Genomic DNA, 23,614 nt, shown 5'->3' with positions numbered 1-23,614 from the left:
GGAATGCCTGCGCGACATGTTCACGATGACAAAGCCTGCGTGCATTGAGCCCGCAGGCTTTTGATTTGGAGCGTGGCATCCAGCGCGCTGCCCGTCGCAAAGCGGTGCACAATCAGGCCATGAGCGAACTGTCCCACTCCATTGCCGATCTGCGCAAAAGCTACGAGCGCGCAGAGTTGAATGAATCTGCATCCGCCCCTGCCCCCATCGACCAGTTTGACCGCTGGATGAACGAGGCCGTGGCTGCGCAGGTGCCCGAGCCCAACGCGATGACCGTGGCCACGGTGGGCGCCAATGCGCGGCCCAGCACGCGGATCGTGCTCATCAAGGGTTATGACGAGCGCGGCATCGTCTGGTACACCAACTACGACAGCCGCAAGGGCCGTGAAATCGCAGGCAATCCTTTTGCCGCGCTGATGTTCCACTGGGTCGAGCTGGAGCGGGTGGTACGCATCGAAGGCCGGGTAGAAAAAGTGAGCGACGCGGAGAGCGACGCCTACTTCAACAGCCGCCCACTCGATTCCCGCATCGGCGCCTGGGCCAGCCCGCAAAGCCAGGTGATCGAGAGCCGCACAGTGCTCGTCACCAACGCCGCCAAGTATGGGGCGCAGTTCTTGCTCAAGCCGCCACGCCCGCCGCACTGGGGCGGCTTCCGGCTCGTACCCGATACCTGGGAGTTCTGGCAAGGCCGCAAGAGCCGTCTGCATGACCGCCTGCGCTACCGGCTGGAAGGCAGTGAATGGGTGCGCGAGCGCCTGGCTCCGTGATGGCGGCCCCGCCATCAGGCGAGTTGTCTGCTACTGTGCAGATCCGCTGGATTGGCCCGGAGGATGCCCCCGCGTTCCAGGCCCTGCGCCTTTCGGGCCTGCGCGAAGCGCCCACCGCCTTCGGCTCCAGCTACGCAGAAGAGAAGGACGAGCCCGTGGACGTCGTGCGGCAGCGGCTGGTTCAACCCGAGGGGCTAGCGCGGGAGCGCGGCATTCTGGGCGCCTTCATCGGCGGGCAGCTGGTGGGTACCATGGGTATACGGCGATTGACTTCCGTCAAGCAGCAGCACCAGCTGCTGATCTGGGGCGTGTATGTATCGCCCCTGCACCGAAGCGGCGGCATCGCCCGTGCCATGCTGGCAGAAGCGCTGGTCTTTGCCAGAACGGTTCCAGGCGCCTTGCTGGTCAAGCTCAGCGTCAACGCCGGCAACCGCGCTGCACTGCAGCTGTACCAGGCGGCCGGATTTACCGTCTACGGCACCGAGCCTGCCGCGCTGTGCATCGATGGCACGCTGCATGACGAGCACCTGATGCAATGGTGGCTGCATGCCGCGCCCGTTCCATAAGCGAAAGCACCATAAAGGGCACGGCATCAGCCCGTCTTGAGCATCGGCGCCAAGGCCAGCAGAATGAGCGGAATCGTTACCAGCGCAAAGCTTGTAGAAACCGCAATGCTGGCCGTCACCTCCTCGCGCCCCACCTCATAGCGCTGGGTGAATAGAAACACATTGGCTCCCACGGGCAAGGCCGCCGCGGTGGCCAGTACCACGAGCGGCATGCCGCGCAGGCCCCACAGCCATCCCACCGCCAGCAGCAGCGCCGGATGCACCAGCAGCTTGATGGCGGCAATGCGGCTTGCCTGCCGGGCATAGCGGCCCACCGCACTGTAGAACAGCGTAATGCCCACCAGCATCAGCGCAACCGGCCCCAGGGCCTGGGCCAGCATTGCCAGCGGCTTGTCGATCAGCTCGGGCAGTTGCAGCCCCGTCTGGGCAAACAGCAGGCCGCAAATGATGGGCAATGGGATGGGATGGATGATGCCGTTTTTCAGCGCCCTTCCTACCGTGACCGCCATGGATCGATAGCTGCGCGGCCCGCCGCTGGCGGCATGCTGCTGGCGCATCACAGCCAGCTCGAACACCAGGGTTGCCGCCGTCATCAGGATCAGCGCGTGCACCGAGATGATGGTGAACAGGGTTACCAGCCCCTCCTGCCCGAAGACCACGCCCACCAGCGGCACACCCACCATGATGTTGTTGCTGAAGCAATGCGCCAACGCGCGGGCAGCCCCGAGCGTGCTGAAGCCCTGCCACAGCAGGGTGGCGGCAAACAGCAGCCCGGCTGCCGTGAAGTACACCGCAATGGTCTGCAGGTTCAGATCCTGCACGCGCACCTGGCTCATGGTGCGAAACAGCAGCGCGGGCGTCAGCACCAGAAAGACGATGTTCGACAGATCGCGCACCGACGTGGCCTTGACCCAACCCAGGCGTCCCAGCAGATAACCCAGTGCAATGAGCACCACCACCGGAACCAAAGACACCATCACCGCCATTGCGCACACGCCCTTCCTGCTGCCCATCCTGTTTGCAGCGGCGATTATCGTTGCTCCCCGCAGTCATCGGGTGGTGTAGGGGTGGCGGCGGCGCCCGTCAGCCGCGGATCATTGCCTCCACCACCTGCTGCAGTGCAGCTGGGTCTTCCATGGTGGAGAGGTCGCCGGTCTCGCGCTTCTCGGCCACGGCCTGCAACGCGCGGCGCAGCAGTTTGCCGCTGCGGGTCTTGGGCAGCATGGAGACAAAGTAGACGCGCGCGGGCCGCGCCACCGCACCCAGTTGCGCATCGACGTGGTTGCAGACCGATTTTTCCAGCGCCGCGCAGGCCTGCGGGTCGCCTGCCACGTTGTTGTCGCGGGCCACGGCAAAGGCCAGCGCCACCTGGCCCTTGAGGTTGTCGGCCACGCCCACCACGGCCACCTCGGCAATGCTGGCGTGGCCGGAGATGCTTTCCTCGATCTCTCGCGTGCCCAGGCGGTGGCCAGCGACGTTGATCACGTCGTCGGTACGCCCCAGGATGAAGTAATAACCGTCCTTGTCGCGCACGCCCCAGTCGAAGGTGTTGTAGATGAGGCGGCCGGGAATGCTCTTCCAGTAGGTGTTCACAAAGCGCTGGTCGTCGCGCCAGATGGTCATCAGGTTGCCGGGCGGCAGCGGGCCTTCGATGGCGATCACGCCTTTTTGCATGGGCTCGGTCAGCTCGGCCCCCGTTTCGCCATCGATCAGTTTGACGTTGTAGCCGTAGACGGCCTTGCCCGGGCTGCCAAAGCGCGAGGCCTGCTTTTCCACGCCGTTGCACAGCGTGAGAATCGGCCAGCCGGTCTCCGTCTGCCAGTAGTTGTCGATGATGGGGCGCCCGATGGCGCTGCTGATCCAGTTGGCGGTGGGCTCGTCGAGCGGCTCGCCCGCCAGCCACAGCGCCTGCAGGCTGCTGAGGTCGTACTTGGTGAGGTACTCGGGATCGTGCTTCTTGAGCACCCGAATCGCCGTGGGCGCCGAAAACATGTGGGTGACCTTGTATTTCTCCACCAGGCTCCACCAGACGCCTGGATCGGGCCGGATCGGCACGCCTTCGTACATGATGGTGGCCATGCCATGGATCAGCGGCGCATAGATGATGTAGCTGTGGCCCACCACCCAGCCAATGTCGCTCGTGCAGAAGAAGGTCTGGCCCGGTTTGGCATCAAAGATGGCGGGCATGCTGGAGGCCAGCGCCACTGTATAGCCTCCTGTATCGCGCTGCACCCCCTTGGGCTTGCCCGTGGTGCCGCTGGTGTAGAGCGTGTAGCTGGGGTGGGTGGCATCGACCCATTCACAGGGAACCTGCGCATCCAGGTGCTGCGCGCGCAGCTCGGCCCACAGGTGGTCGCGGCCCGCCACCAGATTCATCGGCACCAGGCCGCGATCGACCAGCAGCACCGCCTGCGGCTTGTGGCTGGCCAGGCCCAAAGCTTCATCGAGCAGCGGTTTGTACGGCACCGCGCGGCCTGCGCGCGAGCCGGCATCGGCGCTCACGATGACCGTGGGTTGCGCGTCGTCAATGCGGGTGGCGAGCGAGCCGGAGGCAAATCCGCCAAACACCACCGAATGGATCGCGCCAATGCGCACGCTGGCGAGCATGGCAATCGCGGCCTCGGCAATCATCGGCATGTAGATCTGCACGCGGTCGCCCTTTTTCACCCCCAGGGCCTGCAGCGCCGCTGCCATGCGCTGCACTTCGGCATGCAGCTGGGCATAGGTGTAGGTGCGCTCAGTATTGGTTTCGGTCGATACCGCAATCAATGCGGGCTGGTCGCCACGGGCAGCTACATGGCGGTCAATCGCGTTGTGGCAGAGGTTGGTCTGCCCGCCTGCGAACCAGCGCGCAAAAGGCGGGTTGCTGTAGTCGCAAATCTGCGCAGGGGGCACTTTCCAGTCGATCAGCTGCGCCTGCGCGGCCCAGAATACGTCGCGGTCTTCGATGGACTGGCGGTGGAACTCGGCAAAACTCGTCATGGGGGCTGTCTCCAAACTTTGTTATGCACGCATTATTTCCCCGAGCCTTGCACTGTGCTGACAAATCCGCATTTCGGGGTGGCCGGGGTGAGCGTGGGGAGCACCGCCAAGCTGTGGTTTTCCCGCATACGCCAGGGCCCGGCTAGCGCCAAAGGTCCCCGTCAAAGGCCATTGCAGCCCCGTTTTGGCGCAAGCGGCCGCGCCAATCGCGCACAATCGTTGCCACGGCGCCCTGCCTCTTGCGCAGCTTTTGCCGGTTGATGAAGGATTTCACATGCTCAACGGCCTGTGGCTCGGTTTTTTTGTGGTCGCGGCGGTAGCCGCGCTGGCGCAGTGGCTCGTGGGCGGCAACAGCCAGATCTTTGCCGAAATGGTGCAGGCCCTGTTTGGCATGGCCAAGCTGTCGGTCGAGGTGATGGTGCTGCTGTTTGGCACACTCACCCTGTGGCTGGGTTTTTTGAAGATTGCCGAAAAAGCCGGCCTCGTCGACCTGCTGGCCCGCTGGCTGGCGCCCTTGTTCGCCCGCCTGATGCCCGATGTGCCGCGCGGCCACCCTGCGCTCGGCCTGATGACGCTGAACTTTGCCGCCAATGCGCTGGGGCTGGACAACGCGGCCACGCCTATTGGCCTCAAGGCCATGCGGGCGCTGCAGGACATCAACCCCTCCGCCACCTCGGCAAGCAATGCGCAGATTCTGTTTCTGGTACTGAACGCCTCGTCGCTCACCTTGCTGCCCGTCACCATCTTCATGTACCGGCTCCAGCAGGGAGCCCCGGACCCGACCCTGGTTTTTCTGCCCATCCTGCTGGCCACCTCGGCATCCACCCTGGTAGGGTTGATCAGCGTGGCCGTGGTGCAGCGCCTGCCGCTGTGGCATCCGGTGGTGCTGGCGTATCTGCTGCCGGTAGCACTGGTGCTCGCGGCGTTCATGGCCTTCCTCGCCACCTTGACGGCCACGGCCATGGCGCAGGTCTCGTCGCTGCTGGGCAATATCACCCTCTTCTCGCTGGTGGTGCTGTTTGTCGTGGTGGGGGCGCTGCGCAAGGTGCCGGTGTACGAGACTTTTGTGGAGGGCGCCAAGGAAGGCTTTGATGTAGCCAAGGGCTTGCTGCCCTACCTGGTAGCCATGCTCTGCGCCGTAGGCATCTTTCGCGCATCGGGCGCGCTGGACTATGTGCTGGAAGGCATCCGCTGGCTGGTCAGCCAGACGGGCATGGACACCCGCTTTGTCGATGCGCTGCCGACTGCACTGGTCAAGCCGTTTTCCGGCAGCGCCGCACGGGCCATGCTGATCGAGACGATGCAAAGCCAGGGCGTGGACAGCTTCCCGGCCCTGGTGGCCGCCACCATCCAGGGCAGCACCGAGACCACCTTCTACGTGCTGGCCGTGTACTTTGGCGCCGTGGGCATTCAGCGCGCCCGCCACGCCGTGCCCTGCGCGCTGCTGGCAGAACTCGCGGGCGTGGTGGCCGCCATTGCGGTGTGCTATCGGTTCTTTGGGTGAGCGCGCGCAAAATATCTCAAGGAGTTGCCATGGCCAGCAGCACACAAGCCCCAGAACCTGTTCAAAGTCTCTACGCAGCTTGGGATCGGGCCTGGCAGGATTTAGGCTTGGCTCCCCCAGCAACCGACACCTTGCCGCAGCTGCTGGCAGCGCATTCCGGGCCCGATCGCCACTACCACGGCTTGCAGCATATTGCTGAATGCCTGCAATGGCTGGAGCAGTTGCGCTCACTGGTGGCGCGCCCGGCCGAGCTCGCCTTGGCCTTGTGCTTTCACGATGCCGTCTATGACCCTAGGGCCAAAGACAATGAACTGCGCAGCGCCGAATGGGCGCAAGCGGTGCTGCAGGCGGCCGGTGCCACGCCTGATGCGGTGCAGCGCGTCTATGCACTGATCATGGCAACCTGCCATTTCCAGCCTGCGCAAGCGCAGCTGCCTGAAGACGGTGCCTGGATGCTGGATATCGACCTGTCCATCTTGGGTGCATCACCCGCCCGTTTTGCGCAGTACCAGGCACAGATCCAGGCGGAATACGCCTGGGTGCCCGCTGCAGACTATGCCCTACGCCGCCAGGCGGTGTTGCGCAGCTTTTTGCAGCGCCCGGCAATTTACCAGACGGCGACGATGCAGGCCTGGCTGGAGGCGCAGGCGCGCCATAACCTGCAGCAGTCGCTGGCAGCTGTCTGATTGAACGGTTCTACGCATCCGGCACGATGGCATCGGCGTAGTCATAGAGCAAGCCCAGCAGCTCTTCGGCGCGCTCGTCGGCGGTTTCCGACAGCTGGTCGATCTCGGCCAACATCTGCTCGGCCGTGCGGGCCCCGCCCTCGCCTTGCAGCAGGAAGGCTGCCCGCAGGGCCTGCCAGCGCGCCTGCTCGGTGGCGCTGAGCGAATCCGGAAAATTGCGCGCCCGGTAGCGGAACAGCAGTTCCTGCAGCCGCTCGTCGTCGAACCCAGGCTTGGCCAATGCCAGCTCCTGCGGGTGCATGGCGGTGAGCTGGTTCAGGCGCCTGCGGTCGGCCTGGCCGATGAAGCCGCCATACAGATCCTGGTCCACATCCACGTCCTGCAGCGCGGGGCGCTGGAACACGGCGGCCCAGGTGGCGCTCATGTCTGGCAGATCGCGGGCCACGGCGGCGTATTGCAGGGCGCGCTCCATGTCGATGTGCCAGCGCGCTGCCTGCTCGGCGCTCAGGGTACGCAGGCTGCTGACGACCATGGGCGATTTGTTCAGATGCACGGTCTTGATCGGCAGGCGCTCCACGCCTTCGGGCAGCTCGGCGCTGGCGGTGAACATGCGCAGGCGGATGTCTTCGACCGAAAGATCAGCGAGCTGGGCCGGGTCCTGCGCCAGATCCCAGGCGATCACTTCGTTTTTGTTGGTGGGATGCTGGGCGAGCGGCCACATGACGGCAATGCAGCCGCGCTCTACGCCAAACATGCCCGAGATGTGCAGAAATGGCCGTGCATGGGCGGCGGTGGCAGGAAAACCCAGCTCCTGCATCACGCGGTCCTTCTTGTGCAAGCCCAGCGCAAAGTCAAACAAACGCGGCTGCAGGCGCTTGATGAGCCGCGCCAGACCAATGGTAGCGCGCACGTCGCTGAGCGCATCATGGGCTGATTCATGCAGAATGCCGTTGGCCCGGGCCAGGTCTTCGAGCTTGAAGCTGACGGTGCCGTCTTCCTTTGTGGGCCAGGTGATGCCCTCGGGGCGCAGCGCATAGACCATGCGCACCACATCGAGCAAGTCCCAGCGGCCGCAGCCGTTCTGCCACTCGCGCGCGTAGGGGTCGCGCAGGTTGCGCCACAGCATGTAGCGCGTCACTTCGTCATCAAAACGGATGGTGTTGTAGCCCACGCCGATGGTGCCGGGGCGGCCCAGCTCTGCCTCCACCACGGCCGCAAACTCGTGTTCGGGCACGCCCTGCTCCAGGCACTGCTGCGGGGTGATTCCGGTGATCAGACAGGCCTGGGGGCTGGGCAGGTAATCAGGCGCGGGCTGGCAGAACAGCATGACGGGCTCGCCCACTTCGTTCAGATCCATGTCGGTGCGGATACCGGCAAACTGGGATGGCCGGTCGCGGCGCGGCACGGCGCCAAAGGTTTCGTAGTCGTGCCAGAAGAAGGTGGCCTGTGCGGGCTGTGGTGTCTGCATGGCCGCTAGTATGCCTGCTCTGGTGGCTGTATCGGGCCGAGCTAGAGCAAAGGCGAGAACAGTCGGGCAACCGAATCGCCCAGCCGTGGCAGAAAACGCTGCTTGCGGTCCATCTCTACCAGCCGCGCTCGGCTGATGTCGGCCATGAACTGTTCTTCGAGCCTGCTGTTGAGCGCAGGGCCATAGCCGATGGCGCAGACCTCATAGTTCAGGCGAAAGCTCCGGTTGTCGAAATTGGCGGTGCCGATGATGGCCACGTTGTCGTCCACCACCAGGGTTTTGGAATGCAGCATGCGCGCCTGGTATTCGTACACTTTCACGCCGGCATGGATCAGCTCATCAAAATAGGAACGCGCGGCGGCGGTTACCACCAGCGAATCCGATTTTTCTGGCACCAGAAGGCGTACATCGAGCCCGCGCAGGGCCGCACCCGTGAGCGCGTACATGGCCGCCTCCGTAGGCACAAAGTACGGTGTCGTGAGCCAGACGCGTTCACGCGCCGACTGGATGGCGAACACATGGGCGCGGTGGATGGGTTCCTGCGGGTTGTCTGGCCCCGAGGTGACGAGTTGCATGGGGTGAATGCCATCGGGCAAGTCTGGCAGCAGGGCATCCAGATCTTCGGGGATGTCCTGGTCGGTTTTCTGCAGCGCGTAGGCCCAGTCTTCCAAAAAGGTGGTCTGCAGCCAGGTGACGATGGGCCCGACCATGCGCAGATGCACGTCGTGATAAGCCTTGGGGTTGACGCGCCGGTCCTCCTCGTCGGTGATGTTGACGCCGCCGGTAAAGCCGACGCGGCCATCGACCACCAGTATTTTGCGGTGGGTGCGGAAATTGATCACCGGGCGCAGGCGCCGGCCGATCTTGGTGGGGTGGAACACGGCAAACTCGCCCCCCACGTCCAGAAGCGGCTGGATGAACTTTCTGTTCACCCGCTTGGCGCCGAGCGCGTCCACCAGCAGGCGCACCTGAACTCCAGCGCGGGCACGCTCGACGAGCGCGTCGCGCAGGCGGGTGCCGGTCTGGTCGGCCTCGTAGATATAGTATTCCAGATGCACGTGGTGCTGCGCACGCGAAACATCTTCGAGGATCTGGTCGAAAGTGGCAGCACCACCACTCAGCAGCTGCACGCTTTCGGCTGTAGAGATGGGAAAGCCGCTGGTCTCGTCCACCAGCTTGACCAGTTCGCGCATGTGGGATGCCAGTTGCGGCTGCGCATCGCGGATGCGGCGCGCCGTCTCCCGCACGCGGCTCTTGTTGCGGGCGCGCAGGCGTTTGATGCGCTGGCGCTTCAAGCGCTGTGGGCCGATGAAGTAGTACACGATCAGCCCCACCACGGGCAGCGCGCCCATGGACAGCAGCCAGCCCATGGTGGCGACCGGCGCGCGGCGCTGCATCAGAATCCAGATGGCTACTACAAACAGGTAGATAGGCCATACCACGGACAAAACCGCCTTGATGTTCTCCCAGGTCAAGAGCTGCGTCATCCAATCCACCGGCGAAATCTCCTATCTGTCAGGCTGCGATACCCGGGGCAAGTGTAGCCGGTCTCCATGTGATTGCCGTGTCTTCCATCACGCCCCCCGAGCCAGGAGCTGCGCAGGCGAAAAAAAAGCCGCACACCCAGGGGTATGCGGCTTTTGGCTCAGATGCCACGGCTTCAATCGGCGGCGATCTCTTCCTCTGGCTCGCCAGGGGCCTGCTTGGCCCTTTCCTTCTTGGGCGCAGGCTGGATATCCAGCTTGACCTCGGGCTTGTCCGCGTCGCTGTCGTCCCAGTCGACCGTCAGGCGGCCACCATCAACCAGCTTGCCGAACAGCAGCTCGTCCGCCAGCGAGCGGCGGATCGTGTCCTGGATCAGGCGCTGCATTGGGCGCGCGCCCATCAGCGGGTCAAAGCCAGCCTTGGCCAGGTGCTTGCGCAGCTTGTCGGTGAAGGTGACTTCCACCTTCTTCTCTGCCAGTTGCTGCTCCAGTTGCAGCAGGAACTTGTCGACCACGCGCAGGATGATCTGCTCATCGAGCGGCCTGAAGCTGACAATGGCGTCGAGCCGGTTGCGGAACTCGGGCGTGAACAGGCGCTTGATGTCGCCCATCTCGTCACCGGCCGCACGCGGATTGGTGAAGCCGATGACCGCCTTGTTCATGGTTTCGGCACCCGCGTTCGTCGTCATGATGATGATGACGTTGCGGAAGTCGGCCTTGCGTCCATTGTTGTCCGTCAAGGTGCCATGGTCCATCACCTGCAGCAGCACGTTGAAGATGTCCGGGTGCGCCTTCTCGATTTCGTCGAGCAGCAGCACCGCGTGCGGCTTCTTCGTGATGGCCTCGGTCAGCAGCCCGCCCTGGTCGAACCCGACATAGCCCGGAGGCGCGCCGATGAGGCGGCTGACCGCATGGCGCTCCATGTACTCCGACATGTCAAAGCGGATCAGGTCGATGCCCAGGATGTAGGCCAGCTGCTTGGCAGCCTCGGTCTTGCCAACGCCGGTGGGGCCGCTGAACAGGAACGAGCCGATGGGCTTGTCCACCTTGCCCAGACCCGAGCGCGACATCTTGACGGCCGAGGCCAGAACTTCCAGTGCCTTGTCCTGTCCAAAGACCACGCTCTTGAGGTCACGCTCCAGCGTCTGCAGCTTGCTGCGGTCGTCATTGCTGACGTTGGCAGGCGGGATGCGGGCAATCTTGGCGACGATTTCCTCGATCTCAGCCTTGCCGATGGTCTTCTTGCGCTTGGAAGGCGCCAGAATGCGCTGGGCCGCACCCGCTTCGTCAATCACGTCGATTGCCTTGTCAGGCAGATGGCGGTCATTGATGAACTTGGCAGACAGCTCCGCCGCAGCCTGCAAGGCAGCGAGCGCGTACTTGACGCTGTGGTGCTCTTCAAAGCGCGTTTTCAGGCCCTTGAGGATATCAATGGTTTCGGGCACGGTAGGCTCGACCACATCAACCTTCTGGAAACGGCGCGAGAGTGCCGCATCCTTTTCGAAGATGCCACGGTATTCGGTGAACGTCGTGGCGCCAATGCACTTGAGCTGGCCGCTGGAGAGCGCAGGCTTGAGCAGGTTGGACGCATCCAGCGTGCCGCCCGACGCCGCACCGGCACCGATCAGCGTGTGGATTTCATCGATGAACAGGATGGCATTGGGCTTGTCCTTCAGTGCCTTGAGCACGCCCTTGAGGCGCTGCTCGAAATCACCGCGGTACTTGGTGCCTGCCAGCAACGCGCCCATGTCCAGCGAGTACACCACGGCCTCGGCCAGCACCTCGGGCACATCGTTTTCGGTGATGCGCCATGCCAGGCCCTCTGCAATGGCGGTTTTACCCACGCCAGCTTCACCCACCAGCAGCGGGTTGTTCTTGCGGCGGCGGCAGAGGATCTGGATCGTGCGCTCCACCTCGTACTGGCGGCCGATCAGCGGATCAATCTTGCCATCCTTGGCCTGCTGGTTCAGGTTGACGGTGAACTGCTCCAGGGGCGATGCCTTTTCGGCGCGCTCGCCCCCGCCGCTGCTCGCCTCTTCGGCGTCCGAGCCCGATTCGGGCTTGGGCTGCTCGGGAGCGTCGTTCTTCTTGATTCCGTGGGCAATGTAGTTGACCACGTCCAGGCGCGTCACACCCTGCTGGTGCAGGTAGTACACGGCATGCGAATCCTTTTCGCCAAAAATGGCCACCAGCACGTTGGCGCCGGTCACTTCCTTCTTGCCATTGCCGGTGCTTTGCACATGCATGATGGCGCGCTGGATCACGCGCTGGAAGCCCAGGGTTGGCTGGGTGTCGACTTCGTCCTCACCTGCCACCTGGGGGGCGTTGTCCTTGATGAAATTGGTCAGCGACGCGCGCAGATCGTCAATATTGGCCGAGCACGCGCGCAGCACCTCAGAAGCACTCGGGTTGTCCAGCAAGGCCAGCAGCAGGTGCTCCACGGTGATGAATTCGTGGCGCTGCTGCCTGGCTTCTACAAAAGCCATGTGCAAGCTGACTTCCAGTTCCTGAGCAATCATTTGAAACTCCTTATTTGCTTGCCAAATACACTCAACTTGCTTCTAGATGAGGATCCAATTGCGTTATTCAACAGGCTCGGTGACGGCCTGCAGCGGATGCCCTGCGCCATGCGCCGCATCCATCACCAGTGCAACCTTGGTCTCGGCAATTTCATGGGAATACACGCCGCACACTCCTTTTCCATCCAGGTGAATCTTGAGCATGATCTGGGTGGCGGCCTCCCGGCTTTTGCCAAAGAAGTGCTGCAACACCTCGATCACGAATTCCATGGGGGTGAAATCGTCATTGAGCATGACGACCTGGTACATCCTGGGGGGCTCAACCCGCTGCGTAGTGCGCTCGACCACCAGCGCGCCACCGTCATCCGGTGTTTTGGGCGCGACAGGCAGGTTCGGCTTGGGGGGAACAACAGGTTTCGTGGCCATCGAGATCATTCTATAAGGCTAAATTTCCACATCGGCAAAGATGGTGATGCTTTTATGAACTTCAATCCCAGGTTCTGCGCCACCCAGCGGCAGCGCTCTTGCATCACCAAAGCTATTCTTCTCAGGCCAGGCTTTCGTAAACAATCCTGATAGCTTCGTGGCCCGCCTCCTGCGACCAGGCAGCCATGGCCTGGTCACTGGGGAAGAAGCGCGCCGCGTCGCCCAGATTGAGCTCCACACCGGCCTTGGTGCCATCCCATTGGCAGACCACCCCCAGCCGGATTTTGAGGCCATGGCGCAGCACGCCCTCTTCGGTATGCTCCTCGACTGCGGGAAACTCCTGAATCAAACGCGCAACATCGGGCTGGTGGCGGTCGGTGTTGACCAGCAGGTAGCGGCCAAAACGCGCCCGCGCTTCGGCCAGGCCCCAGATGTGCTGCGCCTTGGCGCGCAGCCCGCCGCTGAAATGGTCCAGCCCCACGCGGCCGCTGAGGATGACGAATTCATCGTCCTTGAGCAGTTCCTTGTGGCGCAGCCAGGTGGCCTCGTCCACCGAGGCCTCGATGACACCGGATTTGTCGTCCACCTTGAACAGCACCAGCTTGCCGCGCTGGCCGTTGATGATGCGCATCTCGCTCACGATGCCCGCCACGGTCTGCGTCTCGCGGCTGTCCTTAAGGTTGGCAATGGGCGTGCGCACGAACTGGCGCACTTCCAGCTCCACCTCGTCAAACAGATGGCCCGAGAGGTAGAAGCCGACGGCGGTCTTCTCCTGCACCAGCCGCTCCTTGATGCCCCAGGGCAGCACATCGGCCAGCGGCGGCTCCTGGGTGCTGGAGCCCAGCGCGTCGTCGCCCATCATGTCGAACAGCCCACCCTGGTTGGCATTGGCATGGGTGGTGGAGGCAAATTCAAACGCCACGTCGATCGATTCGAGCAGCGCGCGCCGGTTGAGGTTGATGCTGTCGAAGGCGCCGCCCTTGATCAGGGCTTCCACCGTGCGCTTGTTGAGCTTGCTGCGGTCCACGCGCAGGCAGAAATCGAACAGGCTCTTGAACGGGCCCTTGGTGTCGCCCTGGGGGCCGGTGCCCACACCTTCGCGTGCCGCCACAATGGCTTCGATGGCGGCCTGGCCCGTGCCCTTGATGGCGCCCAGGCCATAGCGGATCACCTTGTCGGTCACCGGCTCGAAACGATGGTGGCCCCGGTTCACATCGGGCATCTCGAAGCTCACGCCCATCTTGAGCGCATCTTCATACAGCACCTTGAGCTTGTCGGTGTTGTCCATTTCCACGGTCATGTTGCCGCAGTAGAACTCTGCCGTGTAATGCACCTTGAGCCAGCCGGTGTGATAAGCCAGGAGCGAATAGGCTGCCGCGTGCGACTTGTTGAAGCCGTAGCCGGCGAACTTCTCCATCAGGTCGAACACTTCGTCGGCTTTGGCTTCGTCGATGCCGATCTTGGCCGCGCCTTCGCGGAAGGTGGCGCGGTGCATGACCATCTCCTCCACCTTCTTCTTGCCCATGGCGCGGCGCAGCAGGTCGGCGCCGCCCAGGCTGTAGCCGCCCAGCACCTGGGCGGTCTGCATCACCTGCTCCTGGTAGACCATGATGCCGTAGGTCTCGGAGAGCACTTTCTCGACCAGCGGGTGCGGATACTCCACCACTTCCTTGCCGTGCTTTCGGGCCACAAAGCTGGGAATCAGGTCCATCGGGCCGGGGCGGTAGAGCGCGTTGAGCGCAATCAAGTCCTCCAGGCGGCTGGGCTTGGCCTCCTTGAGCATCTGCTGCATGCCGCGCGATTCAAACTGGAACACGGCCTCGGTCTTGCCGGCAGAGAACAGTTGGTAGGTTTTGGCGTCGTCGAGCGGAATGTTCTCGAAGGCGAAGTTTTCCTGGCCCTTGTGGCGCTTCATGATGAATTCGCGGGCAATCTCCAGGATGGTGAGCGTGGCCAGGCCCAGAAAGTCGAACTTGACGAGGCCCACCGCCTCCACATCGTCCTTGTCGTACATGGCCACGGCCGAGGTACTGCCCGGCTGCTGGTAGAGCGGGCAGAAATCGGTCAGCTTGCCCGGGGCAATCACCACGCCGCCCGCGTGCATGCCGATGTTCCGCGTCATGCCTTCGAGCTTTTGCGCCATCTCGATCAGGGTCTTGACGTCTTCCTCTTTCTCGATGCGCTCGGCAAGGATGGGCTCTTCCTTGATCGCGTAGGTGTACTTGTCGCCTTCCTTGGGCGGGTTGGGCGGGTATTTGAGCGTGACGTGCAGGCCCGGCTTGTTGGGGATGAGCTTGGAGATGCCGTCGCAGAAGGTGTAGCTCATGTCCATGACACGGCCCACGTCGCGGATGGCCGCGCGCGCGGCCATGGTGCCGAAGGTGGCGATCTGGCTGACGGCATTGCGGCCGTACAGGTCTTTCACATAATCGATCACCCGGTCGCGGTTGGCCTGGCAGAAGTCGACGTCAAAGTCGGGCATGGATACGCGCTCCGGGTTCAGGAAGCGCTCGAACAGCAGGTTGTAGTGGATCGGGTCGAGATCGGTGATCTTGAGCACGTAGGCAACGAGCGAGCCCGCGCCCGACCCCCGGCCCGGCCCCACCGGGCAGCCATTTTGCTTGGCCCAGTTGATGAAGTCCGCCACGATCAGGAAGTAGCCGGGAAAACCCATCTTCAAAATGATGCCCAGCTCGAACTCCAGCCGCTCCACATATTTGGGCCGCTCGGCCTCGCGCTTTGCTGCGTCCGGAAAGAGGAGCTTGAGGCGGTCTTCCAGCCCGTCGAACGACGCCTGGCGGAAGTAGTCGTCAATCGGCATGCCATTGGGCGTGGGGAAATCCGGCAGAAAGTACTTGCCCAGCTGCAGGGTAACGCTGCAGCGGCGGGCAATTTCGGCAGTGTTGGCAATGGCGCTGGGCACATCGGCAAACAGCGCCTCCATCTCGGCAGCGGATTTCAGGTACTGGTCCTGCGTGAAGCGCTTGATGCGTTTTTTGTTGCCCAGCGTCTCGCCCTCGGCAATACAGACGCGCGCCTCGTGCGCCTCGAAATCCGATGGCTTGCCAAACTGCACCGGGTGGGTGGCCACCACCGGCAGCTTCAGGTTGGCAGCGAGCGCCACCGCGGCGCTCACATGGGTTTCATCGTCCGAGCGGCCTGCGCGCTGCAGTTCGATGTAAAAACGGTGCGGAAACAGGCTTGCCAGGCGCAACGCGCTGCTGCGCGCCGCCATTTCGTCACCGCGCAGCAGGGCCTGGCCTACCGGGCCGGCCTGCGCCCCCGAGAGCACGATCAGCCCCGCCGAGAGCTCCTCCAGCCAGGCCCAGGTGCACTGCGGCTGCGCCTTGACGGTATCGGCCATCCACACACGCGCCAGAATCTCGGACAGGTTCAGATACCCCTGCTGGTTCTGGATCAGCACGATGATGCGCGACAGCGGCCCGCCCGACACCTCGGCCTCCATCACCAGCTCGGCCCCCAGCAGCGGCTTGACGCCCGCGCCCCGCCCCGCCTTGTAGAACTTGATGGCGCCAAACAGGCTGTTAAGGTCGGTCAGCGCCATCGCCGGTTGCCCGTCATTGGCGGCGAACTTCACCAGATCCCCAATGCGGTTGGTGCTGTCGATGATCGAGAACTCGGAATGGATGCGAAGGTGTACGAACATATCCCTGCATTGTAGGAAAGCTTGGGCCCCCTGCCCGGCAAACAACCCGCAACCCCCAGCCGCTGTTACACACAACAACCCCTCGCAACCCTTGCCTGCCCGATTGGCTTGCGCAGCCTATTACAATGGGCCGGATACAGGGCGCGACAGGTGCAGCCCTGCTGCGCAGGCGGACGATCGCCGCCGCGCGGTTTTTCCCGCTTTCCATCCATGGAATTGATGCCAAAAATGCTGTTTGCGCAACGTACATCTCAGGTTACCGCTATCGCTTCCGTAGCAACCGCCATGCTGCTGGCAGGCTGCTCCACAACCGAGGTGGATCCAACAGCAGGCTGGAGCCCCAACAAGATTTATTCGGAAGCCCGCGACGAGGCCTCGACCGGCTCGTTCGACAAGGCCGTTCCGCTGTACGAAAAGCTCGAAGGCCGCGCCGCTGGCACGCCACTGGCCCAGCAGGCCCAGCTTGAAAAGGCCTACTCCCAGTACAAGAGTGGTGAAAAAGCCCAGGCCATCGGCACGCTGGACCGCTTCATCAAGCTACACCCTGCCAGTGAAGGCGTGGATTACGCGCTCTACCTGAAGGGGCTGGTCAATTTCAATGAAAACCTGGGTCTGTTCTCCTGGGTGGCCAAGCAGGATCTGTCCGAGCGCGACCAGAAGGCGGCCAAGGATTCGTTCGAGGCTTTCCGCGAGCTGGTGACGCGTTTCCCTGAATCCAAGTACACCCCGGACGCCGAAAAGCGCATGCGCTACATCGTCAACTCGCTGGCGCAGTACGAGGTGCATGTGGCACGCTACTACTACGAGCGCGGCGCCTATGTCGCTGCCATCAACCGCGCACAGAACGCGATCAGCGAGTACAAGGAAGTGCCTGCTCAGGAAGATGCGCTCTACATCATGATGCTGTCGTACGAGCGCCTGAACATGAACGACATGGCAGCCGATGCCAAGCGCGTGCTGGAAGCCAGCTACCCGAACACCACCTTGCTCAGCAAGGGCTTCCGCAGAGAAGACAAGCCCTGGTGGAAGCTCTGGTAATCCGTTGCCGCAGGGGCGGCTGACGCGCTCCGAAGCTCCTCAATCAATAGCTGAGAGCGCCCATTAATTGGGCGCTTTCAGCTTTTTTCATGAGGAATATCTGGTGAGGCCCCAGCCTCTGCTGCTGTGCCGCGAACAGAGGCCAGGTACTGCGCAACCTCTTCTTCAGGCAGTTGCGGCATCGGCGGCAACGCGGCCAGCAGGCTGGCGCCATAACTGCGGGTAGCCAGGCGCGCGTCGGCAACCACCACCAGGCCACGGTCACCAAACGAGCGCAGCAGGCGCCCTACGCCCTGGCGCAGCTGCATGGCGGTCTGCGGCAGGGTGTAGGCCAGAAAACCGTCTTCCCCCCGATCTTGCAAGGCCGCTGCGCGCGCAGCGTGCAATGCGTCGTGGCGGGGCGGAAACGGCAGCTTGTCAATCACCAGCAGTTGCAGCGCATCACCCGGAAGGTCCACCCCCTCCCACAGCGCCATGGTGCCCACCAGCACCTGCCCGCGTCGCCCCTGGCCGGTCGCGCCACGCATGCCGGCCAGCAGATGGCGCTTGGGGGCCTCGCCCTGCATCTGCACATCGATGGGGGCAGCGCTCAGTGCCTGGCGCAGCGCCTCCGCCAGCGCCTGCATGGCTGCGGTGGATGTACAGAGCACCATGCAGCGGCCGCCCAGCTGAGTGACCGGCTCCCTCAGCCACGCTGCCAATGCCTGCGCACGCTCGGGTGCCGGTGCATCTGCTGGCGGCAGCGACTGGGGAATGACCAGCGCGGCCTGCGCTGCCCAATTGAGCGCATGCGCAAGGCGCAGACACCGCACCTGGGGTGGTGTTTGCTGCTCCTGCGGCGAAGTCTGTTGCTGTATCTGTTGCGGGTCCTGTTGGGATTGAGGCGCCGCCGCAGCCCCATCGTCCGAACAGCTGCGCCCTTGCAGGCCCATGGCGCTGGTGAACCACTGCAGTGCGTCGTCCTGCCCCAGCGTGGCAGAGGTGAACAGCCAGCGGCGTGGCTGCGCTCCCCCGGACTGGCTCTCCGCAACCGCTGGCGAAGCGGCCAGCCAGGTAGCGTTCAACACAGCGGGCTGCAAAGCCGCCAGCGCCTGCCACAGCCACGGCGGGGATTCCCGAAAGCCCTGCCGCAGGGCTCGCGCCTGCGCTGGCCCTGCATGGGGTAGGTGCTGCTGGTGCGGCAGGCTCGGGCCATCCCACCAGCGCACCAGGCCCGCAGCAGGCGGCCTGCCCCACTGGCGCAACATGGCAAGCAGACTGTTGCCCTGCTCTACCAGACGCTGTAGGCTGGCTGCACCGCCCGCCACACCTTGCAAGGCAGCTATCATTTCCGATAATCGATTGTGCAGGTACACCAAGGCTTCGGTATTTTCAGCACGGGCGGCGCTTTCTGACTCCGCCGCGCGGCCGGAGGCGGTACTGCTGACCTGGCTCGTCGCCACCCACCGCGCGAGCGCCTGGCTGCAGGCCGCAAGCAAGGCATCCCAGGGCGCAAAGCCACGCGCATGCAGGCGTGTCTGGCGGGCCACGGCCTGCACGAAATCCTGCACATCGGCCGCATTCAATCCCCTGGCCAGCACCTTGAGGCCGATGGCAGGCAACTGGTGTGCTTCGTCCATCACCACGGTATCGGCCAAAGGCACAAAGCCGTTGGCAGCGCCCAGCATCTGGCGGTGGCGCAGTTCGCTGAAGTACAGGTGGTGGTTGATCACCAGCACATCAGCCTGCGCGGCCTGCGCCCTGGCGCGGTTGGAAAAGCAGGCTGTGAACTGCGCACAGCGCTGCCCCAGGCACTCGCTGTGGCTTGCTGTGATCTGCGGCATCAGCGCGGGCAGCTCGCGCATGTCTTCCAGCTCGGCCAGGTCGCCGCTGCGCGTGCCTTGGGCCCAGCGTGCCACCTGCTGCAGTGCCTGCAGCTGATCGGCAGGCCGGTGGGTTTGCAGCGATTGCGCCACGCCATGCAGGCAAACGTAGTTCTCCCGCCCCTTGAGCACCGCCACGCGCCTGCGCATCTGCAGGTGACCCAGCAGCGCGGGAAGATCGCGGTCCACCAACTGATCCTGCAAAGCCCGTGTGGCGGTGCTCACCACAAACCGCCCACCTTGCCGGAGCGCGGCCATCAGGTAGGCATAGGTCTTGCCCGTTCCTGTAGGCGCCTCGACGGCGATGGACTCCCCGGCTTCCCAGGCAGACAGGATGGCGTCCACCATGCGCTGCTGCTGCGCGCGCAGTTGCAACGGTGCAGGTGGCGCGATCAATGGGCCGGATGGCGAAGGTGTGGCTGGTGGCAAGGACATGGGCAGGCAAGTCTAGCCGGTGGCGCCAACGGGTAGGCCGCGCAAAAGGCCCAGACCCGCAAAAGATGGCGCGCAAACATCAGTTAAGGGCCTGCAAAGGCCGTAAACACAGGCCTGGAGGCCGTCTGCGCGGCAATCTGTTCTATGATGGGTGACAACTCCATAAAAAGTATCCGCCTCGCATGAGCACCAGTTTCCGTTTGTCCGCAGCCACCGGCCTGCACAAGGGTGATCGCCCTTACCAGCAGGATCAGGTGGTGATAATGGCCCACCACCGTGTGAAAGGCTGCGTGCTGGCCGTTGTGGCCGATGGCATGGGCGGGCGCAGCGGCGGGCGCGCAGCGGCCGACCAGGTGATGATGACGGCCAAGCAGGTGTTCGAGCGTTTCGCCCCCGAAACCGACAGCCCCGAAGCCATGCTGGGCAGCATTGTGCGCGAAGCCCATCTGTTGATCCGCCTGGTGGCCATTGCCGCCGAGCAAGAGCCGCACAGCACCATTGCAGCCTTCGTCATCATGCCCAATGGCTCGTGCATGTGGGTGCATGCGGGCGACTCGCGCATTTACCACTTCCGCAATGGGCAGCTGCTGTACCAGACGAGCGACCATTCCTATGTGCAGACCCTGGTGGACCAGGGCGAGTTGACGCTGGAAGAAGCGCGTTTCCACCCCCAATCCAATATTTTGCTCAACTGCCTGGGCACGGCAGAAGACCCGCCCCTCATCCACCACCGCATTCCCGTGCTCAAGCACGGCGATGTGCTGATGGCCTGCAGCGACGGGATCTGGCACTACTTTGCACCCGAAGAACTCTCGTCGATCACCCGGCTCCTGTCGCCGCGCGAGGCCAGCCAGTTTCTGATCGAGCGCGCACAGATGCGTGCCACAGGCACGGGCGACAATATGTCGCTGGCCATTGTCAAGATCGAATCCATTCCCTCAGATAAGCCAGACAAGCCGACCAAGCCCCGCTCCGCCAGCAAAAGCGGCAAAGGCGTAAAGCCTGCAGACCAGACGCCGGGCTCCTCCTCGCCTCTCGTCTCCTGAGGGGGGCCGCAGCGTCCGGGCACGTGCAGCGGCCGGTGGGCACCGCCAGCGAAAAGTAACAAGGAATAAGCAAAAAGCCTCGCACTGCGAGGCTTTTTCTCCGAGGCGCCCAGAACGCAGACGCCCTGCGTTCAGAAACCGGCCATCACCGAGCCCTTGAACTGCACGTCCAGGAACTTGCGGATCTCTTCATTGTGGTAGGCCTTGACAAGCTTGGCCACCCAAGGCTGGTTCTTGTCGGCCTCACGCACCACCAGAATGTTTACATAGGGGTTCTTGGCGCTTTCCAGCACGATGGAATCGGTCTTGGGGTTGAGGCCCGCCGAGATGGCGAAATTGGTGTTGATGGCCGCTGCATCCAGGTCATCGAGCGAGCGAGGCAGTTGGGCCGCATCCAGCTCCACGAACTTCAGCTTCTTGGGGTTGGCCACCACGTCCAGCGGCGTGGCCTTCAGGCCTGCATTGTCCTTGAGCTTGATCAAGCCATTGGCCTGCAACAGCAGCAGCACGCGGCCTCCGTTGGTCGGGTCGTTCGGAATGCCGAAACGCGCGCCTTCCTTCAGCTCGTCGAGCTTCTTGATTTTCTTGGAATAGATACCGATCGGGAAATTCACCGTATCGGCAGCCACAGCAAACTTGTAGCCACGGTCCTTGATCTGGGCGTCCAGGTAAGGCTTGTGCTGGTAGCTGTTGGCATCGAGCTCACCCGACTGCAGCGCTGCATTGGGCTGTACATAGTCGCTGAACTCGATGATCTTGATCTTGAGGCCATCCTTCTCGGCGATCTTCTTGACCTGCTCCATGATCTGGGCGTGCGGGCCGGCGGTCACGCCAACCTTGATTTCCTTGTCCTGAGCAACAGCGGCGCCAGAAACACCCACGGCCAGCGCCAGGGCCAGAACCGATTGCAGCAATGTACGTTTTTGCACGAGCGATACCTTTCAAATTCGATACCGAACTGTAAGCCCGTTTTTGCACCGCAGCAAAGATTGTTTAGAGATTTGCTTACAACCGCGTTGCGGAGATTTGACACGATCACATTTGATGTACCGGCGCTTGCGTAGCTTAGGCCAGCAGCGGTTTTGGCCTGGCTTTCAGCCCGCCTTGCCGCCCCGCCTATTCAGGCTTCAAGGCCACGTTATTGAGCTTGTCCAGCCGCTCGGGCCAGTTGCCATTCTGCGCATGCTGCTGCAGGATGCGCGTCCACGCCACCCAGGCGTCCCACTGCACGCGCTTGTCCCAGGCATTGCCCCATTGGCTGAAAGCCTGCAGTGCGCTGTCGGCGGCGGCCTTGGCGTCTGCATCGCGCCCGGCGCTCAGGTACAGCTGGGCCAGCACCATTTGCGGCTCGCCCACCCAGGGGTTGAGCTGCACGGCCTGCTCCAGCACGCCAGTTGCCACATCCAGGTCGGTGAGCGGCTGGTCCTGCTGGATGACCGACCAGTACAGCGACGCCGCTGCCGCATCGGCCGCCGGAGCCAGGCCTTGGGTGCAATGGGCAAACACGGGCGGCACGGGCAGCAGGCCCTGCAAGCCCGGATGCTGCAGCGCCAGGCCCAGGCTGGCAATCTGCGACAGCATGCGGCCGCTCGGACGCATCGGGCCTGGCCAGAGCGAGGCCATCCAGTGCGCCTTCTGGCTGCGCTGCGGCACATTCGGGAAGCTGGAGAAAATATCGTCCTGCCAGCTGAACCACTGCTCCATGGTGTCGGCCATGCTGACAATGATGAAAGCCGCCACCGTATAAGGCTCTACCCGGCGCGGGCTGCCTTTGTGCTCCAGCACCACGGCGCCATCGGCCTCGATCTGACCAGCCAGCACCTTCTGCACAAACTGCGCACGCGAGAGCGTGCAGAACTCGAAGACCAGCTGCTCGGCCTTCTCGCCCACCACGGCGGCAAGCTTGCTGCGCTCGCTGTTCGCATCAAACTTGACGAGATCGACAAAGGCATTGCCGTACACGCTGTGCAGCAGGCCCAGGAGCTTGACGTCCTCGGGCTGCTGCCACAGCTGCAGCGTGCGCGTGACACCCAGCAGGTGGTGGCGGAAAGTGCCCGCCTTGTGCCAATCCAGCCCCACATCGCGGGCCAGCACCACAGGCAACGCGGCGGCAAGCGGGGGCTCCTGCTCGATCCAGCTGTCGTCAAGCAGCAGCTTGGCGCGCTGCCATTGAGCCGCATCAAGGCGCTGCAGCGGCAAGCCATGGGCAGGTGGCAAAGGGGCGTTCATGCAGGTCTCCTGGTTTTTCGCTGTTGCATGCATTGTAGGCAGCGGTGCAGCGATATTTGCCCCCTGGGCGACATGGAACACATGCACACCCGGCCACAGTGCGAAAACCATACTTTATTTTGCTATCAAATTTGATGCAAAAAGCGCTATCAAAACGATAGAAACCCGCAAATAATGCGGGTTTTTTGTTGCGCTAAAGAGACTTGCGAACAATGCCGGTGAAGCGATCTATTCGCCCTGTGGCAATCCCGTGAAACCGCCTCACAGTACCTTCACAGACCCCATAAGCAGCCCCAATGTCCTTCAACGGTATGCCACAGTCAGCCAACTGAATAAGCTCGTTCTGCTCCTGCAAAGAAAGCTTGCTAGGCCGACCGATGAGCTTACCCTTACGAACGGCCTCAATCTGACCAGCAATGCAACGTTCACGTATTAAGCTACGTTCAAACTCTGCAACTACGCCTAGCATGTGCAATGCCATACGGCCCATTGGCGTAGTTACATCGATAGGTTCCGTCATGCTGCGAAGCCTTGCCCCAACGCTCTCTACATGCTCAGATATTCGCACGAGATCACGCACACTACGGGCCAAGCGATCAATCTTATAGATCACAAGTTCGTCACCAGCCCGTAGCTCAGAGAGCAGCTTATCCAACTTCGGCCGAGGTTTTACCGCTGATACCTTTTCCTCAACGATGCGATCACACCGCGCAGATCGAAGAGCCGCAAATTGCAGCGATGTATCCTGATCAAGCGTGCTTACACGCGCATATCCAATTCTTGCCATAACTACTCCTGTTGATTAACAGGAAGCGCTTCCTAGTTACACGATACAACAATCCGGTCGCACGAAGCTCCCGCCCAATAACCCGCCTGCTGCATCAGGCGCGCCAGTCGCTTCGCTTTATGTCACGCCCGCTGCGGCCGCAGGCTAG

Annotated in this window: 17 protein-coding genes; 6 read left to right on the top strand and 11 right to left on the bottom strand. The window is 62.9% G+C overall.

Features of this window, described 5'->3' with window-relative positions; genetic code table 11:
- The first annotated feature begins 119 nt into the window (after positions 1 to 119).
- Both pdxH and HNP33_RS17005 read left to right on the top strand, forming a co-directional pair.
- Positions 120 to 767, top strand: coding sequence for a pyridoxamine 5'-phosphate oxidase (pdxH, locus tag HNP33_RS17010; protein WP_184710563.1), 648 nt, complete (start codon positions 120 to 122; stop codon positions 765 to 767).
- On the top strand, positions 767 to 1,333 hold the full coding sequence (locus HNP33_RS17005; RefSeq protein ID WP_184710565.1) for a GNAT family N-acetyltransferase: 567 nt from the start codon (positions 767 to 769) through the stop codon (positions 1,331 to 1,333). The genes pdxH and HNP33_RS17005 overlap by 1 nt, the downstream gene beginning before the upstream one ends.
- Positions 1,334 to 1,359: 26 nt before the next feature.
- Here HNP33_RS17005 and HNP33_RS17000 read toward each other — a convergent pair whose 3' ends face one another.
- The gene (locus HNP33_RS17000) at positions 1,360 to 2,319 is read right to left on the bottom strand and encodes an AEC family transporter (protein WP_184710632.1); all 960 of its coding nucleotides are present in this window, start codon (positions 2,317 to 2,319) and stop codon (positions 1,360 to 1,362) included.
- Positions 2,320 to 2,416: 97 nt separating this feature from the next.
- Positions 2,417 to 4,315 (bottom strand): propionate--CoA ligase, encoded by a 1,899-nt coding sequence (locus HNP33_RS16995; RefSeq protein WP_184710567.1) that lies wholly within the window; start codon positions 4,313 to 4,315, stop codon positions 2,417 to 2,419.
- A gap of 274 nt (positions 4,316 to 4,589) precedes the next feature.
- Here HNP33_RS16995 and HNP33_RS16990 point away from each other — a divergent pair, with 274 nt between their 5' ends.
- The gene (locus HNP33_RS16990; RefSeq protein ID WP_184710569.1) at positions 4,590 to 5,819 is read left to right on the top strand and encodes a nucleoside recognition domain-containing protein; all 1,230 of its coding nucleotides are present in this window, start codon (positions 4,590 to 4,592) and stop codon (positions 5,817 to 5,819) included.
- A gap of 107 nt (positions 5,820 to 5,926) precedes the next feature.
- Positions 5,927 to 6,505 carry an N-methyl-D-aspartate receptor NMDAR2C subunit gene (locus tag HNP33_RS16985; RefSeq protein WP_325064950.1) on the top strand — a complete coding sequence of 193 codons (579 nt, stop codon included), beginning with the start codon at positions 5,927 to 5,929 and terminating at the stop codon, positions 6,503 to 6,505.
- 10 nt (positions 6,506 to 6,515) lie between these two features.
- On the opposite strand, the gene sbcB is transcribed toward HNP33_RS16985, so the two are convergent.
- From sbcB to dnaE, 5 genes are all read right to left on the bottom strand, one after another.
- The gene (gene sbcB, locus HNP33_RS16980) at positions 6,516 to 7,973 is read right to left on the bottom strand and encodes an exodeoxyribonuclease I (RefSeq protein ID WP_184710572.1); all 1,458 of its coding nucleotides are present in this window, start codon (positions 7,971 to 7,973) and stop codon (positions 6,516 to 6,518) included.
- A 41-nt stretch (positions 7,974 to 8,014) separates the two neighbouring features.
- Positions 8,015 to 9,469, bottom strand: a complete 1,455-nt coding sequence (cls, locus tag HNP33_RS16975; protein ID WP_184710574.1) for a cardiolipin synthase — start codon at positions 9,467 to 9,469, stop codon at positions 8,015 to 8,017.
- A 164-nt stretch (positions 9,470 to 9,633) separates the two neighbouring features.
- A complete protein-coding gene (gene clpA / locus HNP33_RS16970; protein ID WP_184710577.1) occupies positions 9,634 to 11,976 on the bottom strand; it encodes an ATP-dependent Clp protease ATP-binding subunit ClpA in 2,343 nt (780 codons plus the stop codon).
- Between the two features lie 63 nt (positions 11,977 to 12,039).
- Entirely contained in the window at positions 12,040 to 12,411 is a 372-nt protein-coding gene (gene clpS, locus HNP33_RS16965) for an ATP-dependent Clp protease adapter ClpS (protein WP_184710578.1), read from the bottom strand.
- A 112-nt stretch (positions 12,412 to 12,523) separates the two neighbouring features.
- Positions 12,524 to 16,069, bottom strand: coding sequence for a DNA polymerase III subunit alpha (gene dnaE, locus HNP33_RS16960; protein WP_184710580.1), 3,546 nt, complete (start codon positions 16,067 to 16,069; stop codon positions 12,524 to 12,526).
- A gap of 219 nt (positions 16,070 to 16,288) precedes the next feature.
- Between dnaE and HNP33_RS16955 the strand changes: the two genes are divergently transcribed.
- Positions 16,289 to 17,107 (top strand): outer membrane protein assembly factor BamD, encoded by an 819-nt coding sequence (locus HNP33_RS16955; RefSeq protein ID WP_418903856.1) that lies wholly within the window; start codon positions 16,289 to 16,291, stop codon positions 17,105 to 17,107.
- A 77-nt stretch (positions 17,108 to 17,184) separates the two neighbouring features.
- Here HNP33_RS16955 and HNP33_RS16950 read toward each other — a convergent pair whose 3' ends face one another.
- The gene (locus tag HNP33_RS16950) at positions 17,185 to 19,404 is read right to left on the bottom strand and encodes an ATP-dependent DNA helicase (RefSeq protein WP_184710582.1); all 2,220 of its coding nucleotides are present in this window, start codon (positions 19,402 to 19,404) and stop codon (positions 17,185 to 17,187) included.
- Between the two features lie 182 nt (positions 19,405 to 19,586).
- Between HNP33_RS16950 and HNP33_RS16945 the strand changes: the two genes are divergently transcribed.
- Positions 19,587 to 20,450 (top strand): PP2C family protein-serine/threonine phosphatase, encoded by an 864-nt coding sequence (locus HNP33_RS16945; protein WP_184710584.1) that lies wholly within the window; start codon positions 19,587 to 19,589, stop codon positions 20,448 to 20,450.
- A gap of 131 nt (positions 20,451 to 20,581) precedes the next feature.
- On the opposite strand, the gene HNP33_RS16940 is transcribed toward HNP33_RS16945, so the two are convergent.
- The 3 genes from HNP33_RS16940 to HNP33_RS16930 all read right to left on the bottom strand — a co-directional run bounded on the left by HNP33_RS16940 (position 20,582) and on the right by HNP33_RS16930 (position 23,466).
- Positions 20,582 to 21,379, bottom strand: a complete 798-nt coding sequence (locus tag HNP33_RS16940; RefSeq protein ID WP_184710586.1) for a MetQ/NlpA family ABC transporter substrate-binding protein — start codon at positions 21,377 to 21,379, stop codon at positions 20,582 to 20,584.
- 187 nt (positions 21,380 to 21,566) lie between these two features.
- Positions 21,567 to 22,679 (bottom strand): DUF6817 domain-containing protein, encoded by a 1,113-nt coding sequence (locus tag HNP33_RS16935; RefSeq protein WP_184710588.1) that lies wholly within the window; start codon positions 22,677 to 22,679, stop codon positions 21,567 to 21,569.
- A 193-nt stretch (positions 22,680 to 22,872) separates the two neighbouring features.
- A complete protein-coding gene (locus tag HNP33_RS16930; RefSeq protein ID WP_184710590.1) occupies positions 22,873 to 23,466 on the bottom strand; it encodes a recombinase family protein in 594 nt (197 codons plus the stop codon).
- Positions 23,467 to 23,614: the final 148 nt, after the last annotated feature.

The sequence above is a fragment of the Comamonas odontotermitis genome (assembly GCF_014207855.1).
In the GTDB taxonomy this organism is placed as follows: Bacteria; Pseudomonadota; Gammaproteobacteria; order Burkholderiales; family Burkholderiaceae_C; genus Comamonas; species Comamonas odontotermitis_A.
Note: the sequence above shows the minus strand (reverse complement) of the source record. Positions and strands in the feature narration are given on the sequence as shown.

Coding starts and splice junctions, on each gene's coding strand:
- pdxH (WP_184710563.1), top strand. CDS start 120: ATGAGCGAACTGTCCCACTCCATTGCCGATCTGCGCAAAAGCTACGAG.
- HNP33_RS17005 (WP_184710565.1), top strand. CDS start 767: ATGGCGGCCCCGCCATCAGGCGAGTTGTCTGCTACTGTGCAGATCCGC.
- HNP33_RS17000 (WP_184710632.1), bottom strand. CDS start 2,319: ATGGCGGTGATGGTGTCTTTGGTTCCGGTGGTGGTGCTCATTGCACTG.
- HNP33_RS16995 (WP_184710567.1), bottom strand. CDS start 4,315: ATGACGAGTTTTGCCGAGTTCCACCGCCAGTCCATCGAAGACCGCGAC.
- HNP33_RS16990 (WP_184710569.1), top strand. CDS start 4,590: ATGCTCAACGGCCTGTGGCTCGGTTTTTTTGTGGTCGCGGCGGTAGCC.
- sbcB (WP_184710572.1), bottom strand. CDS start 7,973: ATGCAGACACCACAGCCCGCACAGGCCACCTTCTTCTGGCACGACTAC.
- clpA (WP_184710577.1), bottom strand. CDS start 11,976: ATGATTGCTCAGGAACTGGAAGTCAGCTTGCACATGGCTTTTGTAGAA.
- clpS (WP_184710578.1), bottom strand. CDS start 12,411: ATGATCTCGATGGCCACGAAACCTGTTGTTCCCCCCAAGCCGAACCTG.
- dnaE (WP_184710580.1), bottom strand. CDS start 16,069: ATGTTCGTACACCTTCGCATCCATTCCGAGTTCTCGATCATCGACAGC.
- HNP33_RS16955 (WP_418903856.1), top strand. CDS start 16,289: ATGCCAAAAATGCTGTTTGCGCAACGTACATCTCAGGTTACCGCTATC.
- HNP33_RS16950 (WP_184710582.1), bottom strand. CDS start 19,404: ATGTCCTTGCCACCAGCCACACCTTCGCCATCCGGCCCATTGATCGCG.
- HNP33_RS16945 (WP_184710584.1), top strand. CDS start 19,587: ATGAGCACCAGTTTCCGTTTGTCCGCAGCCACCGGCCTGCACAAGGGT.
- HNP33_RS16935 (WP_184710588.1), bottom strand. CDS start 22,679: ATGAACGCCCCTTTGCCACCTGCCCATGGCTTGCCGCTGCAGCGCCTT.
- HNP33_RS16930 (WP_184710590.1), bottom strand. CDS start 23,466: ATGGCAAGAATTGGATATGCGCGTGTAAGCACGCTTGATCAGGATACA.